General features: G+C 58.9%; 18 protein-coding genes, 2 pseudogenes and 1 riboswitch. Of the genes and pseudogenes, 9 read left to right on the top strand and 11 right to left on the bottom strand.

The window, feature by feature from the left end; translation table 11 throughout:
* Positions 1 to 18: 18 nt before the first annotated feature.
* Complete coding sequence (locus P5W99_RS01025) at positions 19 to 324, top strand: DUF4148 domain-containing protein (RefSeq protein ID WP_421022794.1); 306 nt, start codon at positions 19 to 21, stop codon at positions 322 to 324.
* A gap of 256 nt (positions 325 to 580) precedes the next feature.
* Here P5W99_RS01025 and P5W99_RS01020 read toward each other — a convergent pair whose 3' ends face one another.
* From P5W99_RS01020 to P5W99_RS01010, 3 genes are all read right to left on the bottom strand, one after another.
* Positions 581 to 1,387 carry a hypothetical protein gene (locus tag P5W99_RS01020; RefSeq protein ID WP_421022793.1) on the bottom strand — a complete coding sequence of 269 codons (807 nt, stop codon included), beginning with the start codon at positions 1,385 to 1,387 and terminating at the stop codon, positions 581 to 583.
* Between the two features lie 162 nt (positions 1,388 to 1,549).
* Positions 1,550 to 2,668, bottom strand: coding sequence for a porin (locus P5W99_RS01015; RefSeq protein WP_434661550.1), 1,119 nt, complete (start codon positions 2,666 to 2,668; stop codon positions 1,550 to 1,552).
* A gap of 351 nt (positions 2,669 to 3,019) precedes the next feature.
* Positions 3,020 to 3,313 (bottom strand): hypothetical protein, encoded by a 294-nt coding sequence (locus P5W99_RS01010; protein ID WP_434661549.1) that lies wholly within the window; start codon positions 3,311 to 3,313, stop codon positions 3,020 to 3,022.
* Positions 3,314 to 3,499: 186 nt separating this feature from the next.
* Here P5W99_RS01010 and P5W99_RS01005 point away from each other — a divergent pair, with 186 nt between their 5' ends.
* Positions 3,500 to 3,949, top strand: a complete 450-nt coding sequence (locus P5W99_RS01005) for an SRPBCC family protein (protein WP_421022790.1) — start codon at positions 3,500 to 3,502, stop codon at positions 3,947 to 3,949.
* A gap of 46 nt (positions 3,950 to 3,995) precedes the next feature.
* On the opposite strand, the gene P5W99_RS01000 is transcribed toward P5W99_RS01005, so the two are convergent.
* Entirely contained in the window at positions 3,996 to 4,220 is a 225-nt protein-coding gene (locus P5W99_RS01000; RefSeq protein ID WP_421022789.1) for a SymE family type I addiction module toxin, read from the bottom strand.
* A 259-nt stretch (positions 4,221 to 4,479) separates the two neighbouring features.
* Positions 4,480 to 5,541, bottom strand: coding sequence for an IS630 family transposase (locus tag P5W99_RS00995; protein WP_434661546.1), 1,062 nt, complete (start codon positions 5,539 to 5,541; stop codon positions 4,480 to 4,482).
* 26 nt (positions 5,542 to 5,567) lie between these two features.
* On the opposite strand from P5W99_RS00995, the pseudogene P5W99_RS00990 reads away from it, so the two are divergent.
* From P5W99_RS00990 to tnpC, 6 genes and pseudogenes are all read left to right on the top strand, one after another.
* A pseudogene (locus P5W99_RS00990) lies at positions 5,568 to 5,878 on the top strand (transposase); the annotation flags it as partial.
* Between the two features lie 47 nt (positions 5,879 to 5,925).
* Positions 5,926 to 6,948 (top strand): IS110 family transposase, encoded by a 1,023-nt coding sequence (locus tag P5W99_RS00985; protein WP_421073428.1) that lies wholly within the window; start codon positions 5,926 to 5,928, stop codon positions 6,946 to 6,948.
* A 270-nt stretch (positions 6,949 to 7,218) separates the two neighbouring features.
* Positions 7,219 to 8,150: pseudogene (locus P5W99_RS00980) on the top strand (IS3 family transposase); the annotation flags it as partial.
* A 1,009-nt stretch (positions 8,151 to 9,159) separates the two neighbouring features.
* Entirely contained in the window at positions 9,160 to 9,687 is a 528-nt protein-coding gene (locus P5W99_RS00975; RefSeq protein ID WP_434661545.1) for a transposase, read from the top strand.
* Positions 9,663 to 10,016, top strand: coding sequence for an IS66 family insertion sequence element accessory protein TnpB (gene tnpB, locus P5W99_RS00970; RefSeq protein WP_035534556.1), 354 nt, complete (start codon positions 9,663 to 9,665; stop codon positions 10,014 to 10,016). The genes P5W99_RS00975 and tnpB overlap by 25 nt, the downstream gene beginning before the upstream one ends.
* A 31-nt stretch (positions 10,017 to 10,047) precedes the next feature.
* Positions 10,048 to 11,628, top strand: a complete 1,581-nt coding sequence (gene tnpC / locus P5W99_RS00965) for an IS66 family transposase (protein ID WP_434661543.1) — start codon at positions 10,048 to 10,050, stop codon at positions 11,626 to 11,628.
* Positions 11,629 to 12,027: 399 nt separating this feature from the next.
* Here tnpC and P5W99_RS00960 read toward each other — a convergent pair whose 3' ends face one another.
* The 6 genes from P5W99_RS00960 to P5W99_RS00935 form a co-directional block, all read right to left on the bottom strand.
* Positions 12,028 to 14,802 (bottom strand): DEAD/DEAH box helicase, encoded by a 2,775-nt coding sequence (locus P5W99_RS00960; protein WP_434661541.1) that lies wholly within the window; start codon positions 14,800 to 14,802, stop codon positions 12,028 to 12,030.
* Positions 14,802 to 15,326, bottom strand: a complete 525-nt coding sequence (locus P5W99_RS00955; protein WP_434661539.1) for a hypothetical protein — start codon at positions 15,324 to 15,326, stop codon at positions 14,802 to 14,804. The genes P5W99_RS00960 and P5W99_RS00955 overlap by 1 nt, the downstream gene beginning before the upstream one ends.
* Positions 15,323 to 18,574 (bottom strand): DUF1156 domain-containing protein, encoded by a 3,252-nt coding sequence (locus tag P5W99_RS00950; protein WP_434661537.1) that lies wholly within the window; start codon positions 18,572 to 18,574, stop codon positions 15,323 to 15,325. Before P5W99_RS00950 ends, P5W99_RS00955 begins: the two co-directional genes overlap by 4 nt.
* 8 nt (positions 18,575 to 18,582) lie before the next feature.
* On the bottom strand, positions 18,583 to 19,578 hold the full coding sequence (locus P5W99_RS00945; RefSeq protein ID WP_434661535.1) for a hypothetical protein: 996 nt from the start codon (positions 19,576 to 19,578) through the stop codon (positions 18,583 to 18,585).
* Complete coding sequence (locus P5W99_RS00940) at positions 19,578 to 22,199, bottom strand: DUF499 domain-containing protein (protein WP_434661533.1); 2,622 nt, start codon at positions 22,197 to 22,199, stop codon at positions 19,578 to 19,580. Before P5W99_RS00940 ends, P5W99_RS00945 begins: the two co-directional genes overlap by 1 nt.
* Positions 22,200 to 22,577: 378 nt before the next feature.
* Positions 22,578 to 23,474 carry a WYL domain-containing protein gene (locus tag P5W99_RS00935; protein WP_434661532.1) on the bottom strand — a complete coding sequence of 299 codons (897 nt, stop codon included), beginning with the start codon at positions 23,472 to 23,474 and terminating at the stop codon, positions 22,578 to 22,580.
* Between the two features lie 280 nt (positions 23,475 to 23,754).
* A riboswitch (SAM-I-IV-variant riboswitch) is annotated at positions 23,755 to 23,860 on the top strand.
* Between P5W99_RS00935 and P5W99_RS00930 the strand changes: the two genes are divergently transcribed.
* Entirely contained in the window at positions 23,826 to 24,317 is a 492-nt protein-coding gene (locus P5W99_RS00930; RefSeq protein ID WP_434661530.1) for a DUF3293 domain-containing protein, read from the top strand. It overlaps the preceding riboswitch by 35 nt.
* Positions 24,318 to 24,381 lie beyond the last annotated feature (64 nt).

The raw sequence follows: 24,381 nt of genomic DNA, 5'->3' as shown, positions 1-24,381 counted from the left end.
CCTTGGAGGTTATTGATCATGAAGACCCTGATTGCTGCAGCCCTTGCCGCTACCGTTCTTGCCGCCCCGGCTCTGTCGTTCGCTCAACAAAGCCAGCCGCTGACCCGCGCCCAGGTTCGCGCAGAACTCGTGCAACTCGAACAGGCCGGCTATCGCCCGGGCGTCTCGAGCCCGTACTACCCGGCCGACATTCAAGCCGCACAAGCGAAGGTCGCGCAGCAGAGCGCTACGGCCGAAGCCACGGCCTACGGCGCATCGACCAACGGCTCGACGCAAGCCGGCAGCCGCGTGACGCCGGCCAAGTCGGTCTACTTCGGCCAGTAAGCGCTGTCGAAGGCAGCGCCCCGCCCAGCGGCGCGCTGCGAGAAGCACACCGGACGGGCCCGCTCTCGATCGAATTGGAGAGCGGGCCCATCAGTTTTTGCGCAATCGAATTAGATGACGTCGCCTCGCGGCATCTCGAGCGCCGCGCGCGACGCTCGCACAGAAAACCTCCGCCGCCGGTAAACCGGCGGCTTGCCCGGACACACGTTGTCCGGGCCTTTTTCCTCACCTCTGTCTCGTTGACTCCGCCCGCCGGTTACTCCGTGGAAACGGCATCGGCACGCACGCCGCTTTGCGCGGGATCCGCGCGCTTGAGCCGCGCAAGACGTCCGCTCGCCGCCTGAACCAGCATGGCGACCGCCACCGCTTCGGCGAATGCCAGCGTCGCCGACTGATGTTGCAGTCCCAGCGACAACACCAGACAGAACGCCGCAAACCCGAAGCGCCCGAGCACCATCCCGCGCAGCAGCGCAATCACGAACGCCGCGCCGTGCGCGCGATGCGACGACACGGCCATCACGCTGCTGAGCAACGGAAACACCGCGAACAGACCGCTCCACACGGGGCCGAGGCGCGTGGACAAGGCCGTGACGGACAGCGTAAGCGCAGCGCCGGCCGCCATGCGCCCGGCGAGATCGGCGCGCGCGAGCGGCGCGCCGGCAGCCACCACGGTGCTGCGCGGCAGGAACGCCTGGCCAAACAGCGTAGCGGCCAGCGCCACGCCCAGCGCCCACGGCCACGACACCGGCAAGCGCGACAGCACGCACGCGGCGGCGAACCACGCAGCGAAGGCCACCGCGAGCGCCAACCACCAGGGCCGCGCGCGGCACGTCCATGCATAAGCGAAATTGAACGCCTCGGACGCGAGGATCGCGTAAAGCGAGAGCGTGACGGCGCGCGCGCCAAACGCATTGCCGTGCTCCATCACGAGCAGCCAGAGAATCGGACCCGCGATCACGGGCAACCCGGCTAGCCAGCCCGCAACCTTCGGCCCCCAGTGCTTGCCGGCCATCGAGACGAACAACAGGAAGAGCGGGACGAGCGTGAGCTTGAGCGCGAGCATCGGGGCAGAAGACCGCCATGAGGACGGCGATGAGGGGAGAACGGCCGATGGTAGCAGCGCACGCGCGAATGCGCTGACCGGCGCCCTGACTGCCTGGATTCACGCGCCGGCCATCACGCAGCGACCGGCGCGCGAACACGCGCGCCCGAAAGCGCGCCGGGATCAGAAGCGGTGGCGGATACCCGTGGCGACCACGAGCTGGTTACGTCCGCTGGCAGGATCGAACGAATTGATTGCCGCGGGCGCGCCCGCTGTCGCGCGTTGATAGATCGTTTCGGCGTAGGCGTCGGTGCGCTTCGAGAACTGATAGACCGCCTGCAGCGCGCCCTCGTGCCAGTGCGCGTCCGCGCCCTTCGTGTAGACGTACATGCCCGCGAGCGCCACCGCCGGCGTGACCTGCCAGACCGCGTTGACCTCGTAGTTGCTGAACGCGACGGACGGCAGCCCAAAGCCGCTTTGCGCATCGACGACACCGGTCTGAATCGAGCGCGACCACGCCGCGCCGAGCGTCACATCGCCGATCACATAGTTCGCCCCGACGCCGATGGTGTCCTGCTTGCCGACGAAAGTATCGATGACCGCACCCGCCGTGTCCCCCGAGCCCGGCAGCGCGAACGGCTCGTAAGCGCCGTTGTCTGTCGCGCCGCGGCCATTGTTGTGCAGCCACGCAACGCCCGCGCTGAACGCGCCGCCCGAATAGTTCGCGCCGATGCTGTAGGCGCGGTTATCGGCGAAACGGCCCGCGCCGTTCGAGAACGCGTACATACCGCCGAACGTGAAGCCGCCATAGTTCGCGCTCGCGTACTTGATGGCGTTCGCGGCGAGGTACGAATTGTTGGCGTTGTCGTTGTCGAACGGATGCGCGAACGCGGTGCCGCCGACGCCGCCCGTCAGCGTGAAGGGCGCGAAATAATCGTGGACCGAGTCGTACTGGCGACCGAGCGTGAGCGTGCCGAACGTCTCCGATTGGAGGCCGACGTAGTACGGGTGATCGTTGCGCGCCTCGCCGCTGGCCGGCGCGAAACCGTGCTCGAGACGGAACAGCGCCCTCATGCCGCCGCCGAGATCCTCGCTGCCTTGCAGGCCCCAGAAGCTGCCGTCGACGAGACCCGAGGTGAGCTGATATTGCGAGTGTCCGCCGACGTTGTTCGCATAGGCAACGCCCGCGTCGATCTCGCCATAGAGCGTGACGGTGGATTGAGCCTGCGCGGATGCGCTCAGGCTGAGAAAACTAGCGGCGCAGGCGGCGGCAAGCGCGGCCTTGTGCGAAGGGCGAGTCATGAGAGTGCTGGACGGTGAATGGTTGTGGCTTGTTGCGGCGCAGGGACGGTACGGTGCGGCAGCGCTGTTCAGGCGCGCGCACGACCTGCGGACCTTACACTCTGGAAATGTTAATAAGAATCGTATTCATTACGCAATACCTGTCTGAGCGCGAAGCGGAATTTTTGAGGAAGCGATGGGGATGCGCAACGAAAGAGTTGATCAAGGGGGGAGCTTGTGGTGCGAGTGTGACGCTGCAAGCTGGACGCGGCGTTCTTGGCGGACGCGAGTTGACTCCGGGCGCAGCGTGGATGCTGCGCCGCGAGTGTGCGCGTTAAGGCTGCCCGGCTGGGTCTGTTAGTTGCGGTTTGACTAGTAGCCGTGGGTCACGAGCGAAAGCACCGAAAGATCGGGATGCGTGCCCTCGATGATGCTCCGGCCCACATGTGCCGCCTCTTCCACCGCTTCTTGCTCGCTGCGGAAGGTTTCCTCGCCGTCCGGATGGTACAGGACCGAGTGGCCCGGCCGTGTGATGTCCGCGCCTGGGTGGCAGACATAGGCAGTGTAGGTATAGCGCGTGCCGCCTTCCTGGACCGGCATCGCGCTGACGTGGATCTCGAAACCTTCGTAATCGACTTTTTGAGTCTCAAGCTGCGCGGCGGGCATGGTGGCCTCCGAGGGACTGGGTGCGGGCGGGTGGCCCGGGGCATAGGGTTTAGTTTAGGGCACTGGGACGGGTTGGGTTGCTGCGGTGCGGGGGCTTGCTGGAGTCGATTTATTGGGCTGTCGCCTAGAATCCCTGGGTGATTGGGTTTGTCGTTTTGCTCATTTGTGACTGCGTGGAGGGTGGATATGGCTACGGGTACTGTTCGAATTCATCGTGTTTTTACGGCGCCGCCTGAGCGGGTTTATCGCGCGTTTCTGGATGCCGCCGCGTTGGCTAAATGGCTGCCGCCGAATGGGTTTACCGGGACCGTGCATCAGCTTGATGCGGTTGTGGGCGGGAAGTATCGTATGTCGTTTACGAACTTCACCAATGGCGCCAGTCACTCGTTTGGTGGGGAGTATCTGGAGCTCGTGCCGGGGGAGCGGATTCGGTATACGGGCGTGTTTGATGATCCGAATTTGCCTGGGGTGATGGAGACTACGGTTTCGCTGCGTGCTGTGTTTTGCGGGACGGAGTTGAATGCGGTGCAGGAAGGGATTCCTGAGATTATTCCGGTTGAGGCTTGTTATCTTGGGTGGCAGGAGTCGGTGGCGTTGTTGAAGACGCTGGTGGAGGCGGAGATTCGGGAGCCTTAGAAGGACAAACCCCGGTGGGGGCCGGGGTTTTCGTTTGTAGTTCTACTTAATCCTGCGTGATCACAAGTTTGCCTTCGTGCACTTCTAGCCTTACGCGCCGCCCTGCTTCGAAGCCTGCGAGTTCTAGCCATCGACCGGCGAGTTTGATCCAAGGATATAGCGGCGGGTCGGTGTGGGTTCGTGCGTTGATGCGGCGATATCGCCAAGACTTCTGAATGGTCACGTGACGCACAGGATGTGCGTGCAATGCATTAAGATTGGGGCCAGCCATGGTCAACTCCCGTGATGAGTTGGTTGCGGTTAGCGGGCTGTGAGTGCCGGTAACACTTGCAGCCCGCGCTTCGGTTACAGCGTTGAATTCCCCTCTGATATCTTTGCCACTTAATATGACATCCTATTTATTTTATAAAATAGCACAGGCCACCTAAATCGCATTTGATTTCTGGAGCGGCCCCACGTATCTGAGGACACGCGGACTCTCTTAAAATAAGGGATAGTCTTGTGCCTATCTGTAAGCCTAGTCGACTGCGTCATTGAAATGGCACTGGTCGAATTCGCCGCGATGGATCGTCGTACTTCCATTTAATCGGCCTGGGATTCTTGTTGTGCTCGCGGATGTAGCGCATCAGCTTGCGCTCCAGATCCTTTACCGTAGTGAAGATGCCTCGCGCAATCACGTCGCGCTGGATGCGCGAGAACCAGTTCTCCACCTGATTGAGCCAGGAGGTATAGGTCGGCGTGTAATGCAACCGCACGTTTCGGTGTTGCCGCAGGAACTCTTGCACGCGTGGGGTCTTGTGGCTGCTGACGTTGTCGCAGATCACATGGATCTCTTGTTTGGGCCGCTGGCTGGCGATAACGTCCGTGAGGAAGGCCACGAACTGCTCGCTGGTATGGCGTGGCGCCGTCTTGCCGATGACTTCCCCGGTTGTCGTGTTGAGCGCGGCGAACAGGCTCAGCGTGCCGTTTCGCTTGTATTCGAAGCCGTGGCTCTCGGCGCGCCCGGGTGACAGCGGCAGCATCCGGTCTTTACGATCCAGGGCCTGAATTGCCGTCTTCTCGTCTACGCAGAACACCACCGCGTGCGCGGGCGGGTTCAGATACAGACCGATTACGTCTGCCGCCTTGGTCTCGAAGTCAGGATCATTAGAGACCATGTGCGTATCGAGCCGATGGGGCCGCACGCCGTGCTTGCGCCAGATGCGCTGGACCGTCGAGGCGCCCACATCGCCCAAAGCCGCAGCAAGCTTGTAGCTGCTCCAATGCGTCGAGCCGTCCGCAGGCCGGTGCTTGAGCGTGAGATTCAGAACCCGCGCCTCCAGCTTTTCAGGCGGATGCACCGGGGCTCGTCCCGGATGGCGCGCGTACAGGCCTGCCAGCCGCTCGGCCAGAAACCGGCTCGACCAACGGCTAATGAAACGGGAGTCACAGCGCAGCCGCTGCATGATCGCCTCACGTGTCTCTCCGTCGTCAAGCATCAGGATCAACCGGGCACGCCGCGTGTCCGCTGCGCGCACCGTTTGGCTACGAGCCGCCGACAGCAATTGTTTGCGCTCAAGCGTGGTCAAGTTCATCTTTTCCATGTGTTTCATTGAATACCAAATAAGGTGCTTTTTCAATGACGCAATGGACTAGTCATTACGTGGAATCCATCGAAATTCTGACCGAGCCGGAGCGTCGTCGGCGGCGCACGGCCCAAGAAAAAATCGCCATCGTGCAGGAAACGCTGGCGCCGGGCGCATCGGTATCTGCCGTGGCTCGGCGGCACGGCGTGAACCCGAACCAGGTGTTCGGCTGGCGCAAGCAATACCAGGAAGGCAGTCTGGCTGCGGTGCAAGCGGGCGAAACCGTTGTGCCCGCCTCGAGCTGGCCGCTGCCATCAAGGAAATCAAGGAGCTGCAACGGCTGCTCGGGAAAAATGGTATGGACGCCTCCTCATCGCATAATTGAGGTCTCATCCTACCGGGAGAGCACAAATGGAGCCGACAGTCGTGGGCGTGGACATCGCCAAGCGGGTCTTCCAACTGCACTGGATAGCTGCGGATACTGGTGAAGTGTTCGACAGGCAGGTCCGTCGCAGTGAGTTCCTGGAGCACTTTGCTAATCGCGAGCCCTGCCTTATTGGAATGGAAGCTTGCGGAGGTTCACAGCACTGGGCACGTCGCCTCACTGAACTCGGGCACGAGGTCAAACTGATGCCCGGCAAGCTCGTCAAGGCGTTCGTGACAGGAAACAAGAACGACGTCGCCGACGCGCGCGCTATCTGGGCAGCTGCAAAACATCCGGGGGTGAGAGCCGTACCGGTTAAGACCGAAGCTCAGCAGGCCGTTCTCGCGTTGCATCGCATAAGACAGCAGCTGGTTGTATTCCGACGCTCCCAGTCCAACTGCCTAAGGGGTTTGCTGGGCGAATACGGAGAGGTGATGGGCGTTGGGCGTGCAGCCATGAACCGTGCCATGCCAGAACTCCTGCTACGTCTCGATTCACGTTTGCCCCGGGTATTGATAGATTCACTTCGGGAACAGTGGCAACGGCTTGTCGACATCGACAAGCAGATTACCGTCATTGAGCAGAGACTCCGTGCATGGCTACGTGAAAACCCAGCCTGCAGGGCAATTGCGGAAATCCCGGGCGTAGGGTTCCTCACTGCCACTGCTGCAGTCGCCTCAATGGGCGACCCTAAAGCCTTCCGTTCCGGCCGGGAATTTGCGGCGTGGCTAGGACTTGTTCCCGCGCAGTTTGGAACTGGTGGAAAAGTCCGCCTGCTTGGAATCAGCAAAAGAGGAGACCGGTATCTGCGCACCCTCATGGTTCACGGGGCACGCTCGGTTATGAAGCATGCGAAAGACCCGGGGGCATGGGCGGTGCAATTAAGCATGCGACGCCCATTCAATGTGGTAGTCGTTGCTCTGGCAAACAAGATAGCGCGGACTATTTGGGCTCTCCTGGCTCACGGACGCTCTTACAGCGCTAGTTATCCACCACCTACGACGGCATAGCTGACTTTCCACTGTACTATGTTGTACTCAATATAGACTCTATAGTTCAAGGTTGCGCAAGGTAACGTTGCAATGGCAAACAGGTAAGACCGGGACTCATCAAACCTGCATCGTCTTCCGGACGTGATGGTCCGTGGCAAAAATGAGGATTGAGTCAGCGGATTCCATTGGGGCCAGCGGGCATCGACCTGCACGGGCCGAATATAAAACCGCAGCCTGTATCTGTTCGACAACGCAACAAGTCCTTGGCAAGCCGGAGGCGTCCATATAAAGACGATGGAAGTCGAAATCCTGAAAGAAGCCGTCGAGTGGGGTCGCTCAAAAAACCTGATTGCGCGCTCGCCCTTGTTGCCGGGGGACGACCATTGAAAACGGTCTGCGAAGTTCTCGGCGTGGCGCGCTCTGGCTTGGCGGTGAAACGGCTTCGCTCGTCCGGTTGGCAGGATGGTCGCCGCGCCAGACCGACCGACGACACGGAGCTGGTCGAAGAAGTCCAGGCCCACATGGCGCACTTGCCGACCTACGGCTACCGGCGCATCTGGGCGCTGCTGCGTCGCAGTCGCGAGATGGTCAGCGCGCCATGCATTAACCACAAGCGCGTCTATCGCGTGATGCACGAGCACCAGTTGCTGCTGCGCCGTCCCGGCGTGCGTCGAGACAGGCGACGGCACGACGGCCGCGTTGCCGTGGACCGGAGTAATGCCCGCTGGTGTTCGGATGGCTTCGAGTTCCGGTGCGACGATGGCACGCCGTTGCGCGTGACATTCGCGTTGGATTGCTGCGACCGGGAAGCGATTAGCTGGGCGGCGACGACCGGTGGGCATAGCGGCGACGTGGTGCGCGACGTGATGCTGGCGGCCGTCGAACAGCGCTTCGGCACCACGCAGACGACGCAGCCCATCGAATGGCTGACAGACAACGATTCGGCCTACATCGACCATCGCACTCGGAGCTTTGCACGCGAGTTGGGCTTGGAACCGCTGACCACGCCCGTGCGCTCGCCGCAGAGCAACGGTATGGCCGAGTCGTTCGTGAAGACCATGAAGCACAATTACGTCGCCTATATGGACAAGCCCGATGCGCCGACGGCGCTCTCGCGTCTGGCTGTTGCGTTTGAGCATTACAACGAGCGTCACCCGCACAAAGCCCTGAAATACTGCTCGCCTCGCGAGTTCAGGCGGGCTGCGGCGTCATCAACCTAACGGTGTCCGCGTGTCCTGAGTTACAGGGGCAACTCCAATTTCATTCAATGTGCAAATGATTTTTAAAAATACAATTGTATCGGGGCTACGCCCTCCCTTGTCATAACCTTATGCGCCGCTTTTACCGCCTTAAATGACTCGCCATTCGAAGCCCCATCGATCGCAAGGACAACAGGATGTTTGGTCCATCCGTTCAAGCTGGCCAGATCGAACGAAAGCCGTCGATGGTGGCGGATCGAGAGCAGATATACCGTGCCTTTGATCTGCACATACGGCAGCAAGTAGTGTCATCACGTATTCGCGCAACTCGCTGCCTTCGACAATGGAATTCAATGGTTGGGTCAGACGAGCGATGCCGTTGCTAGTTTCCACGGAGTGGATAGGGAGTTCGAGGAAAGACCTGGCCCATGCGGGACAAGCGTCCGATATAGCGACGGCACCTTACGCTACGCGGGGTTTCCGGGGTACTTTGGTACGACTCGGATATCCAGTTGTGCGGAGGTCTCTCAAACTGATCGCTGTAGATCAATATTCACGGGCATCTATAGACTGCCGCTTATTGGAGTTGCCCCCAAACTTGCCCCCAGCAAAAGCCTGCTAACTCGAATCGGCGAATCGGCTCGGTGGAATTGTATCCGCGCTAAGCCGCCTTCAACGTCGTCGCATCCGTGTTGCGAAAAGCACACAGCGTATGCTGAACGCACGGCCCGCCGCAAAAAACGGCACGGCTTTCCGTGCGCCTGCTGGTTAAACGCAGGCTCAATTCGTACCATTAAACCTACCCAGTCTGCCGTTCGTCAACCCAAGCCAATGCCGCCGCCTGTGCCTCCCGCAGCGACAACCGCACACCATACGTGAGAGGCTCGACGCGCGCAGCCCTCCCGCCGAGACGGTAGCCTTCGCGAATCGCCCATCGCCAACATAGCGTAAGCGATCCATCTTTGACGTCTGGCAGTAAGCCGCAGGAGCGAGGAGCATAGGTGTCCACCTACTTTGGAGGTGGACACCTATGGCCGAAAAAGACTCAGAGTTGAAAGTGGTGCGTCAGAGCCGCGACGGACGGCGGCAGTACGACGAGAAAGGCAAGCGCACACTCATCGAAGCGGCGCTGTGCTCAGGCGTGTCGGTTGCCCGTCTGGCGCAGGAGCATGGGGTGAACGCCAACCTGCTGCGCAAGTGGATCACGAAATACCTGCTGGAGCGTGAAAAAAACACCGCGCAGACACCGCAGGACACCATTGCCAGGGAGCACGAACTGTCACCGCCCGCAGGCGAGGTGATCGACAGCGTATCGGACGGACGCCCGGATTTGATCAAGCCGACGGCGCAGACTCCAGCACTTTCGCCATTCGTGCCCATCGTTGCGGTGCCGTCGGCGCTTCCAACGCCACCTGCGGTGCCGGTGATGGCGCTCGCGTTGCATGTGCGCCTGTCCAATGGTGTCGAGTTTGACATCGGGGACGCAAGCGTCGAGGAACTGACCACCGTAGTCCAGATGCTCGGGAGGATGCCGTGTTCCGCTTCGACGAAAACCTGAAGGTGTACTTGCACCGCGATCCTGTCGATTTCCGCTACGGCATGAACAGCCTCTCGATTCTAGTCGAGCAGGCCATGCATCTGAACCCGATGGATTCCTCTCTTTATATCTTCGGAAACCGCCGTCGTGACAGGGTCAAGATTATCGGCTGGGATGGAAGTGGTTTCTGGTTGATGACGAAACGCCTTGAAACAAGCCGTTTTATCTGGCCCGACAGGAAGACCGAAGTCGTGGCATTGACGTCGGCGTCGCTGCACGCGCTGCTCGATGGCGATGACATCACCGCGATCCACCGACACCCACGGGAGGAATATTTGCGCGTGAGCTGAACATGGGCGGGCATGCATGGTCTAATCCGGCATGCCCGCCCAGATCACGATCTCCGCCGACGAGCTCAATGCGTTACTCGCCATGCGCGAGGCGTATGCCACTCTTGAGCGCGAGCACGAGGAAACCCGCAGCATGCTGCGTCTGGTGAGCGCGGAGCGCGACCTGGCCGAGGAACGGCTGCGTGCCTACCGGCGTGAGCTGTTTGGCGCAAAGAGCGAAGTACGGGACTCGGAACAGTTCGGGCTGTTCAACGAAGCTGAAGCGCTTGGCGCGAATGCGGCGCCCGCCCAGGAAGATACACCCGAAACGAAGGTCGGTGCACATACACGCAAAAAGCGCGGCCACCGCAAGCCGCTTGACCCCAGTCTGCCCCGCGAGATCCGGCGGCACGAGCTCCCGGAGGCCGAGCGTTTCTGCAGCAACGACGGCCTTGCACTGGTCGAGTTCGGCGTGGAAATCAGCGAACAACTCGACGTGATTCCCGAGCAGTTGCGCGTGATCCAGCACCAGCGCGTCAAGTATGCCTGCCCGTGCTGTGATCTGGGTATCAAGGTCACGCCGGCGCCGCCGCGCATCATCCCACGAGGACTCCTGACCGAATCAGCGCTTGCCTGGATCGCGACGGGAAAATTCCAGTTTGGCATTCCGTTGTATCGCCAGGCTGGCCTGCTTCGCCGCTTCGGCGGCGATATCTCGTCGAACACGATCGCTGCCAGCATGGTCAAGGTCGGCCTCGCAACGCAGCCCGTGATCAACCTGATGCGCGACGCGCTGCTTGAGGCAACGGTGATCCTCACAGACGAGACGACCTTCCAGGTGCTCAAGGAGAAAGGGCGCAAGCCACAGACGAAGAGTTACCTGTGGTGTCAGATGGCAGGCACTGGAATCCCGATCTGTTGCTATACCTACACGCCAGGTCGTGGGGCGAAGCTGGCTGACAGGCTGTTCGCCGGCGTGCAGGAAGGCGCTGCGCTGATGACCGATGGCTACGAGGCTTATAACGGTATCGCCGAGCGCTACAAGCTCGTGCACCTTGGTTGCCTCGTTCACGCGAGACGTTACTTCGTCAAGGCAGAGGAAAATGTTCCCAAGGCAGCACGTACGCCAGATCTGCTCGCAACACGCTTCATCAAACTGTTTGGCAAGTTGTTTGCCGCCGAGGCACGCAGTAAAACGTGGCGTGCAGGGCGGCGTCAGCGCCTGCGGCAACGCTATAGCGCCCGCGTACTCCAGGTCATCAAGGATCTCATGATCGAGCAGTCTCCGGGAGTGCTGCCCCAGAGCCTGCTCGGCAGGGCACTGAGCTATCTACGTGAGCAGTGGCCGAAGCTTGTGCGTTACCTCGAGAACGGCGACTGGCCGGCATCGAACAATCCTTGTGAAAATTCCATTCGCCCGTTTGTCGTTGCACGCAAGGGCTTCCTGTTCGCGGATACGGTTGCCGGCGCACATGCCAGCGCAAATCTCTTTAGTCTCGTTGAAACCTGCAAGGCCAATGGTATCGATCCATACCGTTACCTGACCTGGCTGTTCGAGCGCCTGCCTCTGGCAAAGACCGCCGACGACTACGAGGCGCTCGTGCCTTGGCGGATGCCGTCCCCCCAGAACTGATTCGCAGCATATCCACTCCACGAATCAACGCGCCTGTCCACTACTCAGAGGGACGGCGTTAATGGATCGCTTACAACATAGCCGCCCGAACATCGAATCGATCTCAGGCACCAAATACAGCAGGTAGCCATTGCCCAATATCGCCGCGAATCCGTCCTCGGTTGGCTGGTATCCTTGCACTCGAATTCTCCTTCACAGCGTTCACTCAACGCTTTCGTTTCCTGATATAGCTACGATTCAACGCCCAATGAACAAAAATCGGCCTGCGCAGATGGGCCAGCGATTCATCGATCACCATCGGCGTAGGTCGGGGGAGGCGGCAACGCCTTCAATAGCTCTACCGAATCAAGAATTGCTTGCGGGTCGTTCGATGCCGCCACCCCTGTTCTCCTTCCAATTTCACGAAGCCTCTACCCAGCCAATCAGCTGAGTTTCATATGCTTGGCCTTCCTTGGCGATTCCGCGATGAGCCAAGTCGCGATGAAGCATCGGCTCGATGGTCTTGGTGAGAGCAAGCAATGCTTCGTTTCGGGTCATTCGTGATCCCAAAGGCTCCGCTTCGAAATACCGCTCAGGGACGTGTTCCATCAACGGGCTGCGCCTGCCATCTGGATCGATAGCCAAAGCGAGTGTCAAAGCCCGCTGGCGATGCTTTTCATCCGTCGCCACGACACGCCACAGTGAAAGGATCCCAGGTTTGCCATCCGGGGCCTTTACTGAAATGCCGAGCGACTCCGCCGGTGCCGCGTGGTATTGCGAGAGGTAAGCCTCCATCATTGGATGGTCGATGCCAAGAAGCGACAATGAATCGTCAGCCACCGCCGTGTCTCTATCAGAGACAAAGCGAGCTTCGACGCGTCGGTCTCGGTCGATCGCGTGCCAGGCGCCGGTCCCGTCTCGCTCGAACTTCTTGCCGTCGGCCTCCAACGCTGCCTTCATAAAGCGCTCCAAAGCACCGAGGCCCGCAGCCGTGTCAGACAGTGGCTTGTAATCGTCGATGTTGAAGCCACCCAGATCTTGGAAGAGCTCGAAGACCACAGCCTGGGCCTGGGAAGCATTGCTCATGGCTGCCTCAAGCTCCACTTTCGTACGTTTGAGCTCTGGATCGCTCAACGCTTCGGCATAGAGCTTGTCATAGCTAAGGCGCTCTGAGAGCTGGCCAAGTATCTGCGCGCGGAGATCCTCGGCAACTTCGCCGCGTTCATCGACCTTGCCTAGGGTCTTCGCAATCTCGTTTAGCTTGTCGTCGAGCAGCAGGAAGATCCTTCCTTCGATCGTATCGGAGAGCACCAAGTTGTAGATCTGGGCAGTATGCTTTTGCCCGTAGCGATGAATACGCCCGATGCGTTGCTCCATGTCCATCGGGTTCCATGGGAGGTCGAAGTTGAAGAGGATTCGCGCGTGTTGCATGTTCAAACCCTCGCGGCCTGCGGCAGTGCAGATCATCACCCGAGGACCATTCGACTGCTTAAAGCGCTTCTCGGCCGCCGCTTTGCTCCCGTGGTCGCCACCTTTGAGCACCACCACGCCTTGCCCTGGATATTCACGCTCGATCATTTGGCCGAGCATCTCGACACTTCCAAGGTACGTCGCGAATATCACCACCCTCTCGCTGGGATCCTGACGCCACAGTGTCCCTAGAGCCATCAAGAGCTTCTGAACCTTCGTTTCGAGCTCTTGCGGGAAACGAGCAAGCAGATCCCTAATTCGCAAGCGCTCTTCAGGAAGAGCCAGGTCCACAGACGAGACCGCAGATTCCTCAGCTGCTGCCATTGACACCTCGTCCGAGACTTGTGCTCCGTAGCCGAGCGCCTCCTCATCGAGATTCTTTAGCAGTTTTCGCTGGATGTCGCCAAGAGCCCGGTCCACCTCGATGTCAGCGAGACGATCTTGACCAAGCCCGAGCTCCGACCTAATCATCTCCCGCGCTTCTCGCAAAGCGTCATCACGACGATCAATGTCGCGGTTCTCGTCGTGCACCAGTGCTTCGTGGACCGTCAGTGCTATAAGCCTGCGGCGGAGGGTTCGAGCGACTGCGGCAAAGCTTGAAGCGGCGATCTTCTGAAAGATCGTCATGACAAAGCCCAACGCCATACCCTTGTTGCCTTGGCGCTTCGCTAAGGCGAAACCATCTTGCAGGTATTCATTGAGGCCTTGATAGAAGAGCCTCTCACCTTCCCCCATCGTGAACGATTCCGTATGTACCCAGCGACGGGCGAAAAGAGGCGAGCCATCAGGGCAACATGCGTCGGCTTTCGTACGTCGGACCACTACTGCATTGAGCCGGTGGCGCTGCTCGACCATCTCTTCTGGCGAGTTGAAGAGCGTCGAGTCCAGGAGCTGAATTAGCATCCAGAAGCGAAAGTGATCGCCTTGGTGCGGAGTTGCGGAAAGCAGCAACAAATCGCGCGCGCGATCCCGCAAGACCTCTGCGAGCTTATAGTTCTCAGTTTTCTTGACCTTCCCGCCTGATCGGTACGCAGTTAGATGATGGGCTTCGTCAAAGACCACCAAATCCCAGCGAGGAGCCTCTTCGAGCTTCTGAATCCTCGCCTTGCGCTTAAGCGTGTCGATGCTCGCGATGAGCCGGTCGTGCTTCGCGAAGGCGTTGGACTTGCGGTCAGTGACATCTCCCTCAGCGCCGAAGACCTCGAAGTTGAGGTTGAAGACTTCGTTAAGCTCGCGATGCCAATTGTTGACTAAGCCAGCGGGCACCACCATCAACGCACGCTTTAATTCGCCTCGGCTAGCGAGCTCACGAAGGATCAATGCGGTTTCGATCGTCTTGCCCAACCCCACTTCGTCGGCAACAAGGAAGCGTCTGGGAGCAGTTGTCGTGACTCTATGGGTCAGGACTACCTGATGGGGCAGAAGATCGATCTTGGCCGACGTGAGTACGGCCGCGCTATCCATCAGTGGGAGTGCCTGCGCCTGCCACGCAAGCCAAGCATCCCGGGCTCGGTTCTTACCTTCCTTGACTGAATCAACCACGCGCTGCGCCCACGCTAGCGCCTCGGAAAGCGCGCTCGCGGGAACTTGCCGCTCGCCGACCTGAAAGAAGACCCGAACGAAGCCTTCGGCTGGTGCGCCAACAACCACACCGTCTCCAAACTGCGGATGCCTCACCCGCTGGCCTAGATTCAAATTCGGCATTGATTCCTGAGTTGCCGCCATTAAGAAATCCGCTGAAGATAGTAGCCGGCGAATCGGGAGTGGCCCAACGTTTTCGAACGGATCTCTTGGCTATTGGGCTCTGATCCATTCCAGAGTCGACGCCCGAGGTCGATCTCCTTGCGCCCATGGGCGGACGAGCATTTCCAAAACGCAGCTTCCGCAGCCGGTCGGTACTCAAAGCGGCGGCTGTCAGCGAACCAGAAGATCAGTGCTGCTTCGCTGCCTCCAAAAGCGACCTCACGCTGAAAGCCAGTCACAGCGGGATAAACCTCTTGGTCGAGCCATGTTAGAGCTTCGTCAGGCTCGAGCGCGTCAATACTGGCCTCGAGGCCAGCCACCACCAACGCTCTCTCCTTTACTAGCAGGTTGTCGACACCAGCCCACTTGGCGGCCGCCAGCCGCACGAATTGCCTGACACTAATAGCCTGTTCGGGCTTGCAGAAGGAGGCAAGAGCTTCTACGTCCCAGAGTAGAGAGTGTCCTTGACGTTTCCATACGTCAATTTCCATCGGCGCATTCTTCATGCTACCTCCCCGAACAGATCAAATTGCTCCTGGGCCGCTTCAGCGCGAGACTTGTTTTCACCCAGCCATTTTGCATAGAGCTGTTTAGCAATCTTGGCCGAACTCTGGATTTCCGATGTGGCGCCGCGAGTCGCCATCCAACTAAGCAGGTCCGGTACAGCCGGATGCGGTTCGAAATTGGGATTGTTAAGCGTTTCACCGACCGAAATGCCACTGTTTGGAAAGCAGGCTCCCACCAAAAAAAGTGCTTGGTCAAGATCCCGCGACATACCCCTCCGATGCTTGCCACGCCAGCTCTTCGCGAATTCCAGTGGATCGCAGAGGTGATAGATCTTCTTCTCCTCTTTGCACCAACCGTAACCCTCGAAAATCGATGGAGCAGTTCCGGTGCCGCGTAGATACTTGACCATGTCGTTGCGATCGACGCTCTTGGCTCGGTCGAAGATGCGCAGGAAAAGGCGGGTGTGCACCTCTGCAAGAACTGGCGGAGCAACCCCAGCCTCATCGCGCTCGTCGTCGAGAAGCTGGTGGATACCGGCTAGGGCTTCCAGTAGCGTGAACTCGCGGCCCTTTTCCACGTAAACATGGCCGTAGTGACGCGAGTAGTATTCAAGCGCCTTGCCGCGGCGGATCACTTCAAGATCGGCTCGGGGAAGGCCGCTAGCCTGGTGCTGTTCCAACAGTCCTTGCAAGTCGCGTACATCATCGACGATCTTCCGGCGCAGCTTTGCCCAGCTGATCGGCGTGGGATCGTCCACGCGCTTTCGGCAAACGTGGATGATGTCGTATTCAATTGTCTTCGAGCCGAACTCTCCCTCGCCCTTCGTTTCATCGCTGCGAATCGGATAGGTCGCCTCCAGATAAAAGCCGGCGTCGAATAAGCTCTTGAGCACACCGACCCAAGGTTCATCCTCACTATGATGGAACGTGAACGCTAGCAATCCACCTGGCTTCAGAATGCGATTCGCCTCACGCCAGCAAGCTGTCAATAGCCGCTCGTAAAATGCGTCTGCATCCTCGGGGTGTCGCGCTTTGTTAGAAACCGCTTCCAGGGTCTTTGGCGTGTATTCGGGGCCGAAGTACTCAGGGTACTTGTCCTTGAGTGCGAGCCTCATCCAAACATAGAAGAAGTCAGCTAACTCTGAATAGTGCAGCAGGCCTCCGAACGGTGGATCTGTAATGACCAAGTCATGTGTGGCGTCACCGATGCTTGATAGATCAGTCGACGATCCACAATAGATCGCCGCTGCGTTTGCGATCGGATCGCCCGGTTTCGTTTTTTCGCTCTTGCCCTTCAGCTGCTTGGCGAACGCCGGATCCCGCGCTGCAATATCTGGCGTCGCGACCAGTTCCCACGGATCTGACGCCCACTCCATTGCCTCAACGACACCTTCGGCGCAGGACTCCCAATTTCCGCGCCCCAGAACTGGAAACACCGAGTTTTCGACGATGTTATTCTTAGGATGGTAATTGTTGTTGCTCATGTGCGGCACGAGCTTGTCATATTCGCGATCCCAAAAGCAGAACATATTCTGGTTGCGCAAATACTGTTGAAAAGCGCCAACAGCCAACTCTCGCGTTTCCCAAGATGCCGTCCCAGCATCGAGACACGCCTTGAGCAATTGAGACAAAACTAGCAATTGCCTCGAATTGAACATCGTCCACCAATGCGTGAAGCCGTGGTTGGGAACGCCACCTTGAAGGTGGTGGGTCATAAAGCCGTATGGAAGTTCAGAAGTAGGCCACAATCCGGCCAGATCACCATCTTTGCGCTCAGCCCATTCTTCGTTCGCTTGATTGAGGGCTTCGATGTTTGGTAAATCAAAGTAGCGCCCTCCGTACAAGCGCCCCTCTTTGTCGCACTCCGGGCAATAGCATTGCTGCGCATACGCGGCTACAGGCCCAGTTTTCCCTGTGGCCTTAACTGCCTCAAGAACGTCATTGGCGCGACCACACGTCGGCTCATGGCAAGCAAACGTCGATTTCTTAGGGACGGTCCCTTTCGAGGGATCAAAAGAAACGCCACTGGCAGGGCACGTGACGGTCTCTGGCACAAGCCCTCGGACTTCCAGCAGCCGCAACGTCGACTGTCGTGCGTTATTCCACCGACGTGTTGATTCGGGATCGTCCCCCGCGCTCCCTCCGAAGGGGACACCATTGGCATCGACAGCGGGAGCGCCTTTAAGCCAATCTGGATGCACGAACAACGTAAGCGCAACCTTTTCGTTTTTCCCCTTGCCGAGGTTGATAGACTGACCGTCGATCTTCGCCTTAAGGTCGCAATGTTGCTGCCCGCATTTCGGACAGGCAAATGCCCCTTCGCTATCCATCACGGCATACGCTACTTCGGACGGTGAAACATACAACGGCACGCCAGGAGCCATGCGCGCTTCGTCTCGCTCGACCCTGAACTCATGACCGCAGGAACACGCGTAAGGCCACGTCTTTACTGAAATCTCTTTGACCGCAACGACAGGAGAAGTCATGATCGGCGTGCGGTGGCCACAATCCGCACCCAAACACGGACCGTGCTTCGCCCAGAAGGTATAGATTACTTCGGGGCCCTCGTAACTGTACGAGCTTCGATCTTGGCTGGAAAGGCTCAACGGATCAAACCCGATTGACATGGCCTCGCCGCTAGACTTGTGAATCCATTTGCCAGCGTGTCCTCTCGGGCATGTCGTCGCGTAGAACGGTGTAATCTGCGGCTTGACCGCCGCCTCAATTGCCCCAAACAGTCCGTTCAGCTCGGTGAGATCAGGTCTCGCCATCTCGTTCTTGACTACAAACCAAGCAACGGGATTCAGGTCGTTCGCGGTGATCTGCATGCCGAGGCGAGCCCCTTCGACGACTGTCGTGCCTCCGCCCATGAAGATCTCAGCGACCTTCAAATTCTTGAAAGCACCCTTTCGCTGATGGTTTGCGTAATACGCATCCCAGACCATTTTGGCAGTATCCAGCTCATCCTCTGGTGCTTTCGCGGCTGCAGCGATGAGCATCGAGCGAAAGACGCTCGAACGCCTACGCGCCCACCACTTCGACATCTGGTAGATCGGCTTTCCAGCATTCCCCTCCACAGCCGCAACCTGATTTACGGGAAGAATCGGAAAATCCACTTCCAAGCAAGTTTTGGGGCGGTTCGGGTCATTAAAGTCGACAGTATCAAGCGCTACGGCCCTGCCGGTCCCCACTAATGCCGCGACCTGCTCCGCTTGGAGCTCCGATTTGTTTTGCTTTGCAGTTGCCATGCTTACCCTTACAGAGCCTTTGAGAGCTCAATGAATGGAACAGCAACTTCCAACAAGGAGATGCCGCCATGGGATAGATTTTTTCGCCCACCTTGGACGCTCCAGGCGCGCCTTCCGAGCGTAAAACGGTAATTTCCACGCGAGGTAGTCAGTGCCAAATCAACTGGCGGCAGCCAATTGGAAGTGGACTGATCTGTGCTTGCGGCGAAGCGCTCTGCGCCATAGAACTTCTGGAAATACTCCTTCTGCTGGGCGTCGTGGACGTCGCTGAACTGCCCCGACGCTGCGTAGCCGTGATCGCCGGTAATGACAAGTCGTCGGCCTTGCGCAAGGCGGTCGATGAATTTCCAAAAGTCGTCGCTGGTGAGGACCGCCCTCACATCTTCAGCGAGCTGGTGCAACCCTGGGCCCGGACCGGAAAGCTCATGCATGATGGAATCAGGCCATTCATGCCAGACCAGCAAATTCGGGCTATTAGGCAACGTGTCCGCGCACTCGATCCAGTGCTGCTTGAAGAGGACCGCAGCCGCTCCGGTCAACTTCAGCGAGCCGATTTCGCCTTTCTCGATCGATGCTCGCTGCTGCAATCCCAGTTGACGAGCGAAGCTTGTAGTGTCACTGGGCAGCGCGGAGGCTGTCGGCACAGCGCGATGAATGTTGTAGCCACGCTTTGACGCTTGTTCCAACAGCCAAGGTGTCTCACGCAGCGATAGTGCATCGAGAATCAGGACCGCCTTTGAGCCTGGAGCAGTTTCCCAGAACTCGATTAAAGCGTTGGAAGTCTTCGGCGCGCAATCTTCGAAGCTCGACCACAGATCCCAAGCCGCGCTTGAAAGCAGCAGGTCGAGGCCTTCAACTTCCTTGTCACGTCGGACCACCTCGGAAGCCGCATCTCCCTCGATCTCAGAGCTCATGGAAGTCCATAGCTCACTGAACACCTGATCCCACGCTTGCTGAGGATCGGATAAGAGAAACTCTCCCAATCGATTGTGATCAAGGTTCATCAGGATTCCTCCTTGTCGGCTTCGAGCCCGTAGGACAGCCCGTCCGGCAAGGCCCTGATCAGGTGCTGTAGCTGGGCCCCAGTGAGCTTATCGACCTTGATCGAGACATTGCGAACAGTCGTGGCGGTTCCAACCCCCCATCCATCAACCACCTTGCTCAGCAAGTTGAGCCCGGAAGTCGGCTCGGCCGTTAGCTTTGTGGTGATCTGCGCGGTGGACGCGCCAGGAACGGTGGCCGGCGCGCCGAAAGGATTCAGAATGCCCCCCCCGCCAGGAGCCGGAGCGGGCACGCCCGGAATCGGGGGAATGCCCGGCAGTCCTGGAATGACAGCAGCTGGAGCGGCTGCGGGCGATTGACCAGCGCTGGCAGGCATAGCCCCGGGCTTCGACAACGTCGTTTCTTCGAGCTGCTTGCCCGATACATCGAAGTCGCGCTTCATGCGCTTCAAGGCCAGTTCTGTCGACTCGCCCGGCACAAGCTGCAAGGTCTTCAATCCCCTAACGTGGATGGCAATCTTGCCCTCCGCACACACAGCCAGAATCGAATCTTTTGCCTCAGCTTCGCCGAGCCACGGGATGCAATCCTTGCCGCCGCCGCGAGGCTCGCGCAGCTCGGCTAGAAGCTTTGCCATCGAGAGGTTTTTCTCTGCGAAGCTGACAACCATCTCATCGAAATCCTCGTCGACGAAAAGGTTCTGTTTGATCTTTTCTTGGATAGCTGGCGGAATCTTGTCGCCCTTTGTTCCGTGCGTCTCGATATGGAACGTACACTTGGACGAATCCTCGTGGTTCCATACCGCCAGGATCGCGAAGCGGTCAAAGCGCTCGGAGATCTTCAGCTTGAGAGTGCCTAAAAATTCCGTGGACAGCGCCTTGTAGCTGGGCTCATTTTTCGACCACGCCTTGGCGAGGTACGCGGCGCGCGCGTCAAGCATCAGTTCCTTGTCAAGGTAGATCGACGACGAGCTGTCGCTGCCTTTCTTCGGAAGGAGAAAGCGCACGGTGTTGCGGCCGACACCCAGATGCTTCTTTAGCCAGGTTCCCAATGTGGCGTTGAGGTTGGACGGGTACTCCGGCAGGATGATCAGCGGGATCTTGCCGTCCCAGGCGTTGGGACGTAAGGATTCGTCGATTTCCTCCCAGGGGGTGCGGAACCACTCGCGCTTCAACACGATGGTCCGATAGAGGCCGCTCACCTGGATATCCCCGCCGATCGCGTGACGGACCTCCGCTGCCAGGAAGTCGATGTCCTCGCCGTTCTGAAAGAGCTTGTCGTTGCGGGCGTGGGCCATCAGCCGGGTGCGCGCGTTCTCCTCAAGCTTGAACACCAACCGCGAACCCATGGGGTGAATGTTGTAGCTGTTGCTCTCAATCGTGGCCAGTTCGGCCTGGAAGGCATTGTCGTCGACCTTCGCCGAGCGCGTGACATCGACCTGAAGGGTCTCGGGATCTGCTCCGACCCGCTGGTTGTCCAAGGAGAGCGAACGCAGCCAGAGTGACGTGATGATCTCGCGCAGATGTGGAACCGAACTGAGGTCGCCGCCTAAGGCCATTTCGACCGCAGTAAGGTTGCGGAGCGCGCGGTCCCTAAGTTGCTTGTGGTGATCAATGCCGACGTTATCGATCAGCGCGGCAGCACTACCTTTCTCTTCGCCCGTCAAATCGAAGTCGGCGGGTGTGATGACCGGAACCTTGTCGCCAGCGGCCTTGTAAAGCTCCACCAAGATGCGCACGAGGTCGCGCGTACCTTGGGCCTTGACCGCGAAAATCACTTCATCGTCGAGAAGTTGCAAAAGCTCCGGCGAGAAAGGCCAAGCTTCTACGAAGCGCGCGCGATGCTTGTCGCTTTCGGAGGCTGGACGCTGTCCAAGCCGCATATATTCGGAAACGTGCAGCTCCACTAGGGGACCAACCTGGTCTTCTGGGATATTGATGCGGTTCTCGAAGATCCGATAGAGCAGAAGCCTGCGGCGGTCATGCTGCGCCTGCTCACCCTTAAAGTCGACTCGCACTGGGTTGACTCGGAAAAGCTGCTGGGCCGCATTAGAGCTGCCCTCGCGGACAGACACCACGAGAGTTAATAGCTCGGGGTTGTTCTCTGCGATTTCAGAGAGTATCTGAATGAAGTTGAAGGCCCAAACCTGACGCGGCTCCTGTGCATCGCTCAAACCGTCAAACCAGGTTTGAAACTCGTCGAGCAGTAGTGCGCAGGGTTTCTGCTTGAACATCTCGACCAAGATGTCCTTGCCAGGGACCTCTGTCTTCTGCCCAACCCATACGCCGCGAGCGTATTCGCCAGCCGGATGCCGCTTGAACAGCAAGTCCCAGAGGTAGGCGAAGCGGCGCTCGTGCAATGGCTCAGCGATGACATACCGGGCACTTTGCAAGCCAATGTCTGCAAGCTCCGGCCGACCAAGCTTTCCAGCCCAATCCTTGAGCCAGGCCTCTCCTGCGACAGGATCAGTCAGCATATGGCAAAGCGCTGCCATCAGGTGCGACTTGCCCTGCCCCTTGTCGCCAATAAGCACCACCGCCCGGTTAGATCCAGGCGCTGCGGCCTTAATAGTCTTGATCAAGTCCACAGACGGGTAAGTGATCCGGAGGAAATCCTGCGCGGCCATGTCCAACGCACCAGTCTTTGCGTCGTTTGTGAAGTCAATAGTGGTACCTCGGAGGCGAGTTCCCCGAAACTCTTCCCGAAGTTGCAATCCAAGCATGTTTTTTCCCCTCGTCTTTGCCCGTGTTTCGACGGTTGGTCAAATGTAATAGTGGAACGGAAGCGGCGACAGTTCTTCTCTGCGCGGAGCCGCTGTCAGGATCTCTTCAACCGAGTCGGCGAAGCATAGGGTGGCCAACTCAATTTGTCCCAGAAGTGGTCGCCACCCTTGCGGCGGCCGAGGTCGTGCCAAACTTGTGGCCGGCAAATTCGAACTTCGGACCATGCCAACGAACAAAATCATTGTTCACAGGCGCGGCACTAACGAAAATAACTTTTCGCATCATGCAACATCCTCTTCTGTAATGCATTCAGCCGCGCCTGGGGCCAAGGCCGCACTCTCAACCCCATAAAGCGTTTGCGTATTTCGTAACCAAAGATGGTGAACAATGGGATCAAGCCGATGGTCTGGGCTTGTGTCGACTACCCAACGCCTTAGCACGTACCCGGCGAGGGCGGCCCGCGCCTTAACGCGCAAGACCCCATCCAACATGCCGTAATCGGCTTCGATCGCCTTCGGATGGGCGATGCCTGGGTGCGGCACCAGCTCCATTTCCACGATCCGAGCCCATTGTTCGTCGGCGCCGATCAACTCGCCTTCGTCGACAGGGTCATCGATCAGTTGAACGTTCGAGATGCGGGTAAGGACAAAGTCACCGAAGCGCTTACGCTCGCGGTCGTAAGCGCGAACGTGCCATCGGAGCCCGTTGTCAGCTAAAGCGACTGGTACGATTTCGCGGCGCCGAGCACGACTGGATAATGACTGGTAGCTAATACGCACGGCGCGCTTGGCGCAAATGCTGCGAGTAATCGCGCCCAGCACCGCCAAATCTGGCCTAACAAACTGCCCTGGTCCCTCGCATGGGGCGGCCTGTCGCAGGCCCAGCTCCAACCCATCCCCAAAACCATTCAGCAGCCAAGCCAGCACACGTTCAGCACGAAATTCATAGACGGGCTTGAATCGATCTGTAGGTCGGTAGCACCGAGCCACGGCGTCGTAAGCCAGGTTGTCCGAGGCGATCTCTCTGTAGACGCTCAGATCACGAGATGCTGCTGCGGGCTTGATACCAAAACGCGCCTCGATATCACTTCGCCGGAGCTCTCCGGCGAAGTAGACCCGCAGCTCTAGAAATACCAGTCGCTCGCGCTGCGCTTGCGACACCCCCGATGTATCAGTCATCGTCACTCTGAGTTTGGGCCCGCGCCCGTGTGCCGAACGCGCGTCACGCCATTTTTGGGACAGGATACCATGCGTATCATTTTGATACGGTAATTGTTATCGCAAACGAACTCCAGGCCGGGTTACCTAGACTAGTAGAACAGCCTCCTGCATGCCCCGACTTGCTATAGCAATGCATTTTCGTGAGACCGATGCATGGCTGCACCTCAGCCTTTAATTTACAGCGCTACTTCTGCAACAACGTGCTGTTTGACACGGCTTGGGCCGACGTGTTGTAATTGCAGCGCATTCTGAATTGGGTCGACGCCCATGCCAACCTGCCTTCCCGGGCAAGGTGGATCGCGAGAGCGGATGTGGCTCCTGAAGGAGCAACCAAGCGGGCAACGCGTCGACCCTCCTTTATCGGAGGGTTTTTTGTTTCCAGATTCGGACATTCCACGCGATACGATCCAGGCCTACTTGGAGACGCACTATCACGTGCGGGGCAACGCCCCCACCACGTTGAAGATCGGCGAAACCAACGCGACGTTGGCCGTTCTCCACCGCGCAGCCGACGTCGAATGCAGCGCATTCGTTACCGCCTGCAACCCGTTCAGCGTGGAGCAACCCGCTGACGTCAACGCCGCGCGCCAACAAGAACTTGCGCGCGTGCTCGCGCAGCGTGGACTGACCACCATCGATGGCCTCGGCGAGCATCCGACCAACGGATGGGACGGCGAAGCCAGCTTCCTCGCTCTCGGCCTGGCACTGGACGATGCCATTCAAGTCGGCAAGCAGCATGGCCAGAACGCCATTGTCTGGTCAGGTATCGATGCAATGCCGCAGCTGATTCTGTTGCGATAAATCGACCAGACGCCATCGTTGCGTCGGAACGGTTGGTCCACCACCCTCCGGGGAATCGGACCGG

Origin of the sequence: Paraburkholderia sp. A3BS-1L (assembly GCF_051125215.1) — a bacterium.
GTDB lineage: Bacteria > Pseudomonadota > Gammaproteobacteria > Burkholderiales > Burkholderiaceae > Paraburkholderia.
The sequence above is the reverse complement of the archived record's forward strand: the minus strand, read 5'-3'. Positions and strand labels throughout refer to the sequence as shown.

Bases quoted from the DNA above. Each gene is read 5' to 3' on its own strand.
- P5W99_RS01025 (WP_421022794.1), top strand. From the start codon at position 19: ATGAAGACCCTGATTGCTGCAGCCCTTGCCGCTACCGTTCTTGCCGCC.
- P5W99_RS01020 (WP_421022793.1), bottom strand. From the start codon at position 1,387: ATGCTCGCGCTCAAGCTCACGCTCGTCCCGCTCTTCCTGTTGTTCGTC.
- P5W99_RS01015 (WP_434661550.1), bottom strand. From the start codon at position 2,668: ATGACTCGCCCTTCGCACAAGGCCGCGCTTGCCGCCGCCTGCGCCGCT.
- P5W99_RS01010 (WP_434661549.1), bottom strand. From the start codon at position 3,313: ATGCCCGCCGCGCAGCTTGAGACTCAAAAAGTCGATTACGAAGGTTTC.
- P5W99_RS01005 (WP_421022790.1), top strand. From the start codon at position 3,500: ATGGCTACGGGTACTGTTCGAATTCATCGTGTTTTTACGGCGCCGCCT.
- P5W99_RS01000 (WP_421022789.1), bottom strand. From the start codon at position 4,220: ATGGCTGGCCCCAATCTTAATGCATTGCACGCACATCCTGTGCGTCAC.
- P5W99_RS00995 (WP_434661546.1), bottom strand. From the start codon at position 5,541: ATGAAACACATGGAAAAGATGAACTTGACCACGCTTGAGCGCAAACAA.
- P5W99_RS00985 (WP_421073428.1), top strand. From the start codon at position 5,926: ATGGAGCCGACAGTCGTGGGCGTGGACATCGCCAAGCGGGTCTTCCAA.
- P5W99_RS00975 (WP_434661545.1), top strand. From the start codon at position 9,160: ATGGCCGAAAAAGACTCAGAGTTGAAAGTGGTGCGTCAGAGCCGCGAC.
- tnpC (WP_434661543.1), top strand. From the start codon at position 10,048: ATGCCCGCCCAGATCACGATCTCCGCCGACGAGCTCAATGCGTTACTC.
- P5W99_RS00960 (WP_434661541.1), bottom strand. From the start codon at position 14,802: ATGGCGGCAACTCAGGAATCAATGCCGAATTTGAATCTAGGCCAGCGG.
- P5W99_RS00955 (WP_434661539.1), bottom strand. From the start codon at position 15,326: ATGAAGAATGCGCCGATGGAAATTGACGTATGGAAACGTCAAGGACAC.
- P5W99_RS00950 (WP_434661537.1), bottom strand. From the start codon at position 18,574: ATGGCAACTGCAAAGCAAAACAAATCGGAGCTCCAAGCGGAGCAGGTC.
- P5W99_RS00945 (WP_434661535.1), bottom strand. From the start codon at position 19,578: ATGAACCTTGATCACAATCGATTGGGAGAGTTTCTCTTATCCGATCCT.
- P5W99_RS00940 (WP_434661533.1), bottom strand. From the start codon at position 22,199: ATGGCCGCGCAGGATTTCCTCCGGATCACTTACCCGTCTGTGGACTTG.
- P5W99_RS00935 (WP_434661532.1), bottom strand. From the start codon at position 23,474: ATGACTGATACATCGGGGGTGTCGCAAGCGCAGCGCGAGCGACTGGTA.
- P5W99_RS00930 (WP_434661530.1), top strand. From the start codon at position 23,826: ATGTGGCTCCTGAAGGAGCAACCAAGCGGGCAACGCGTCGACCCTCCT.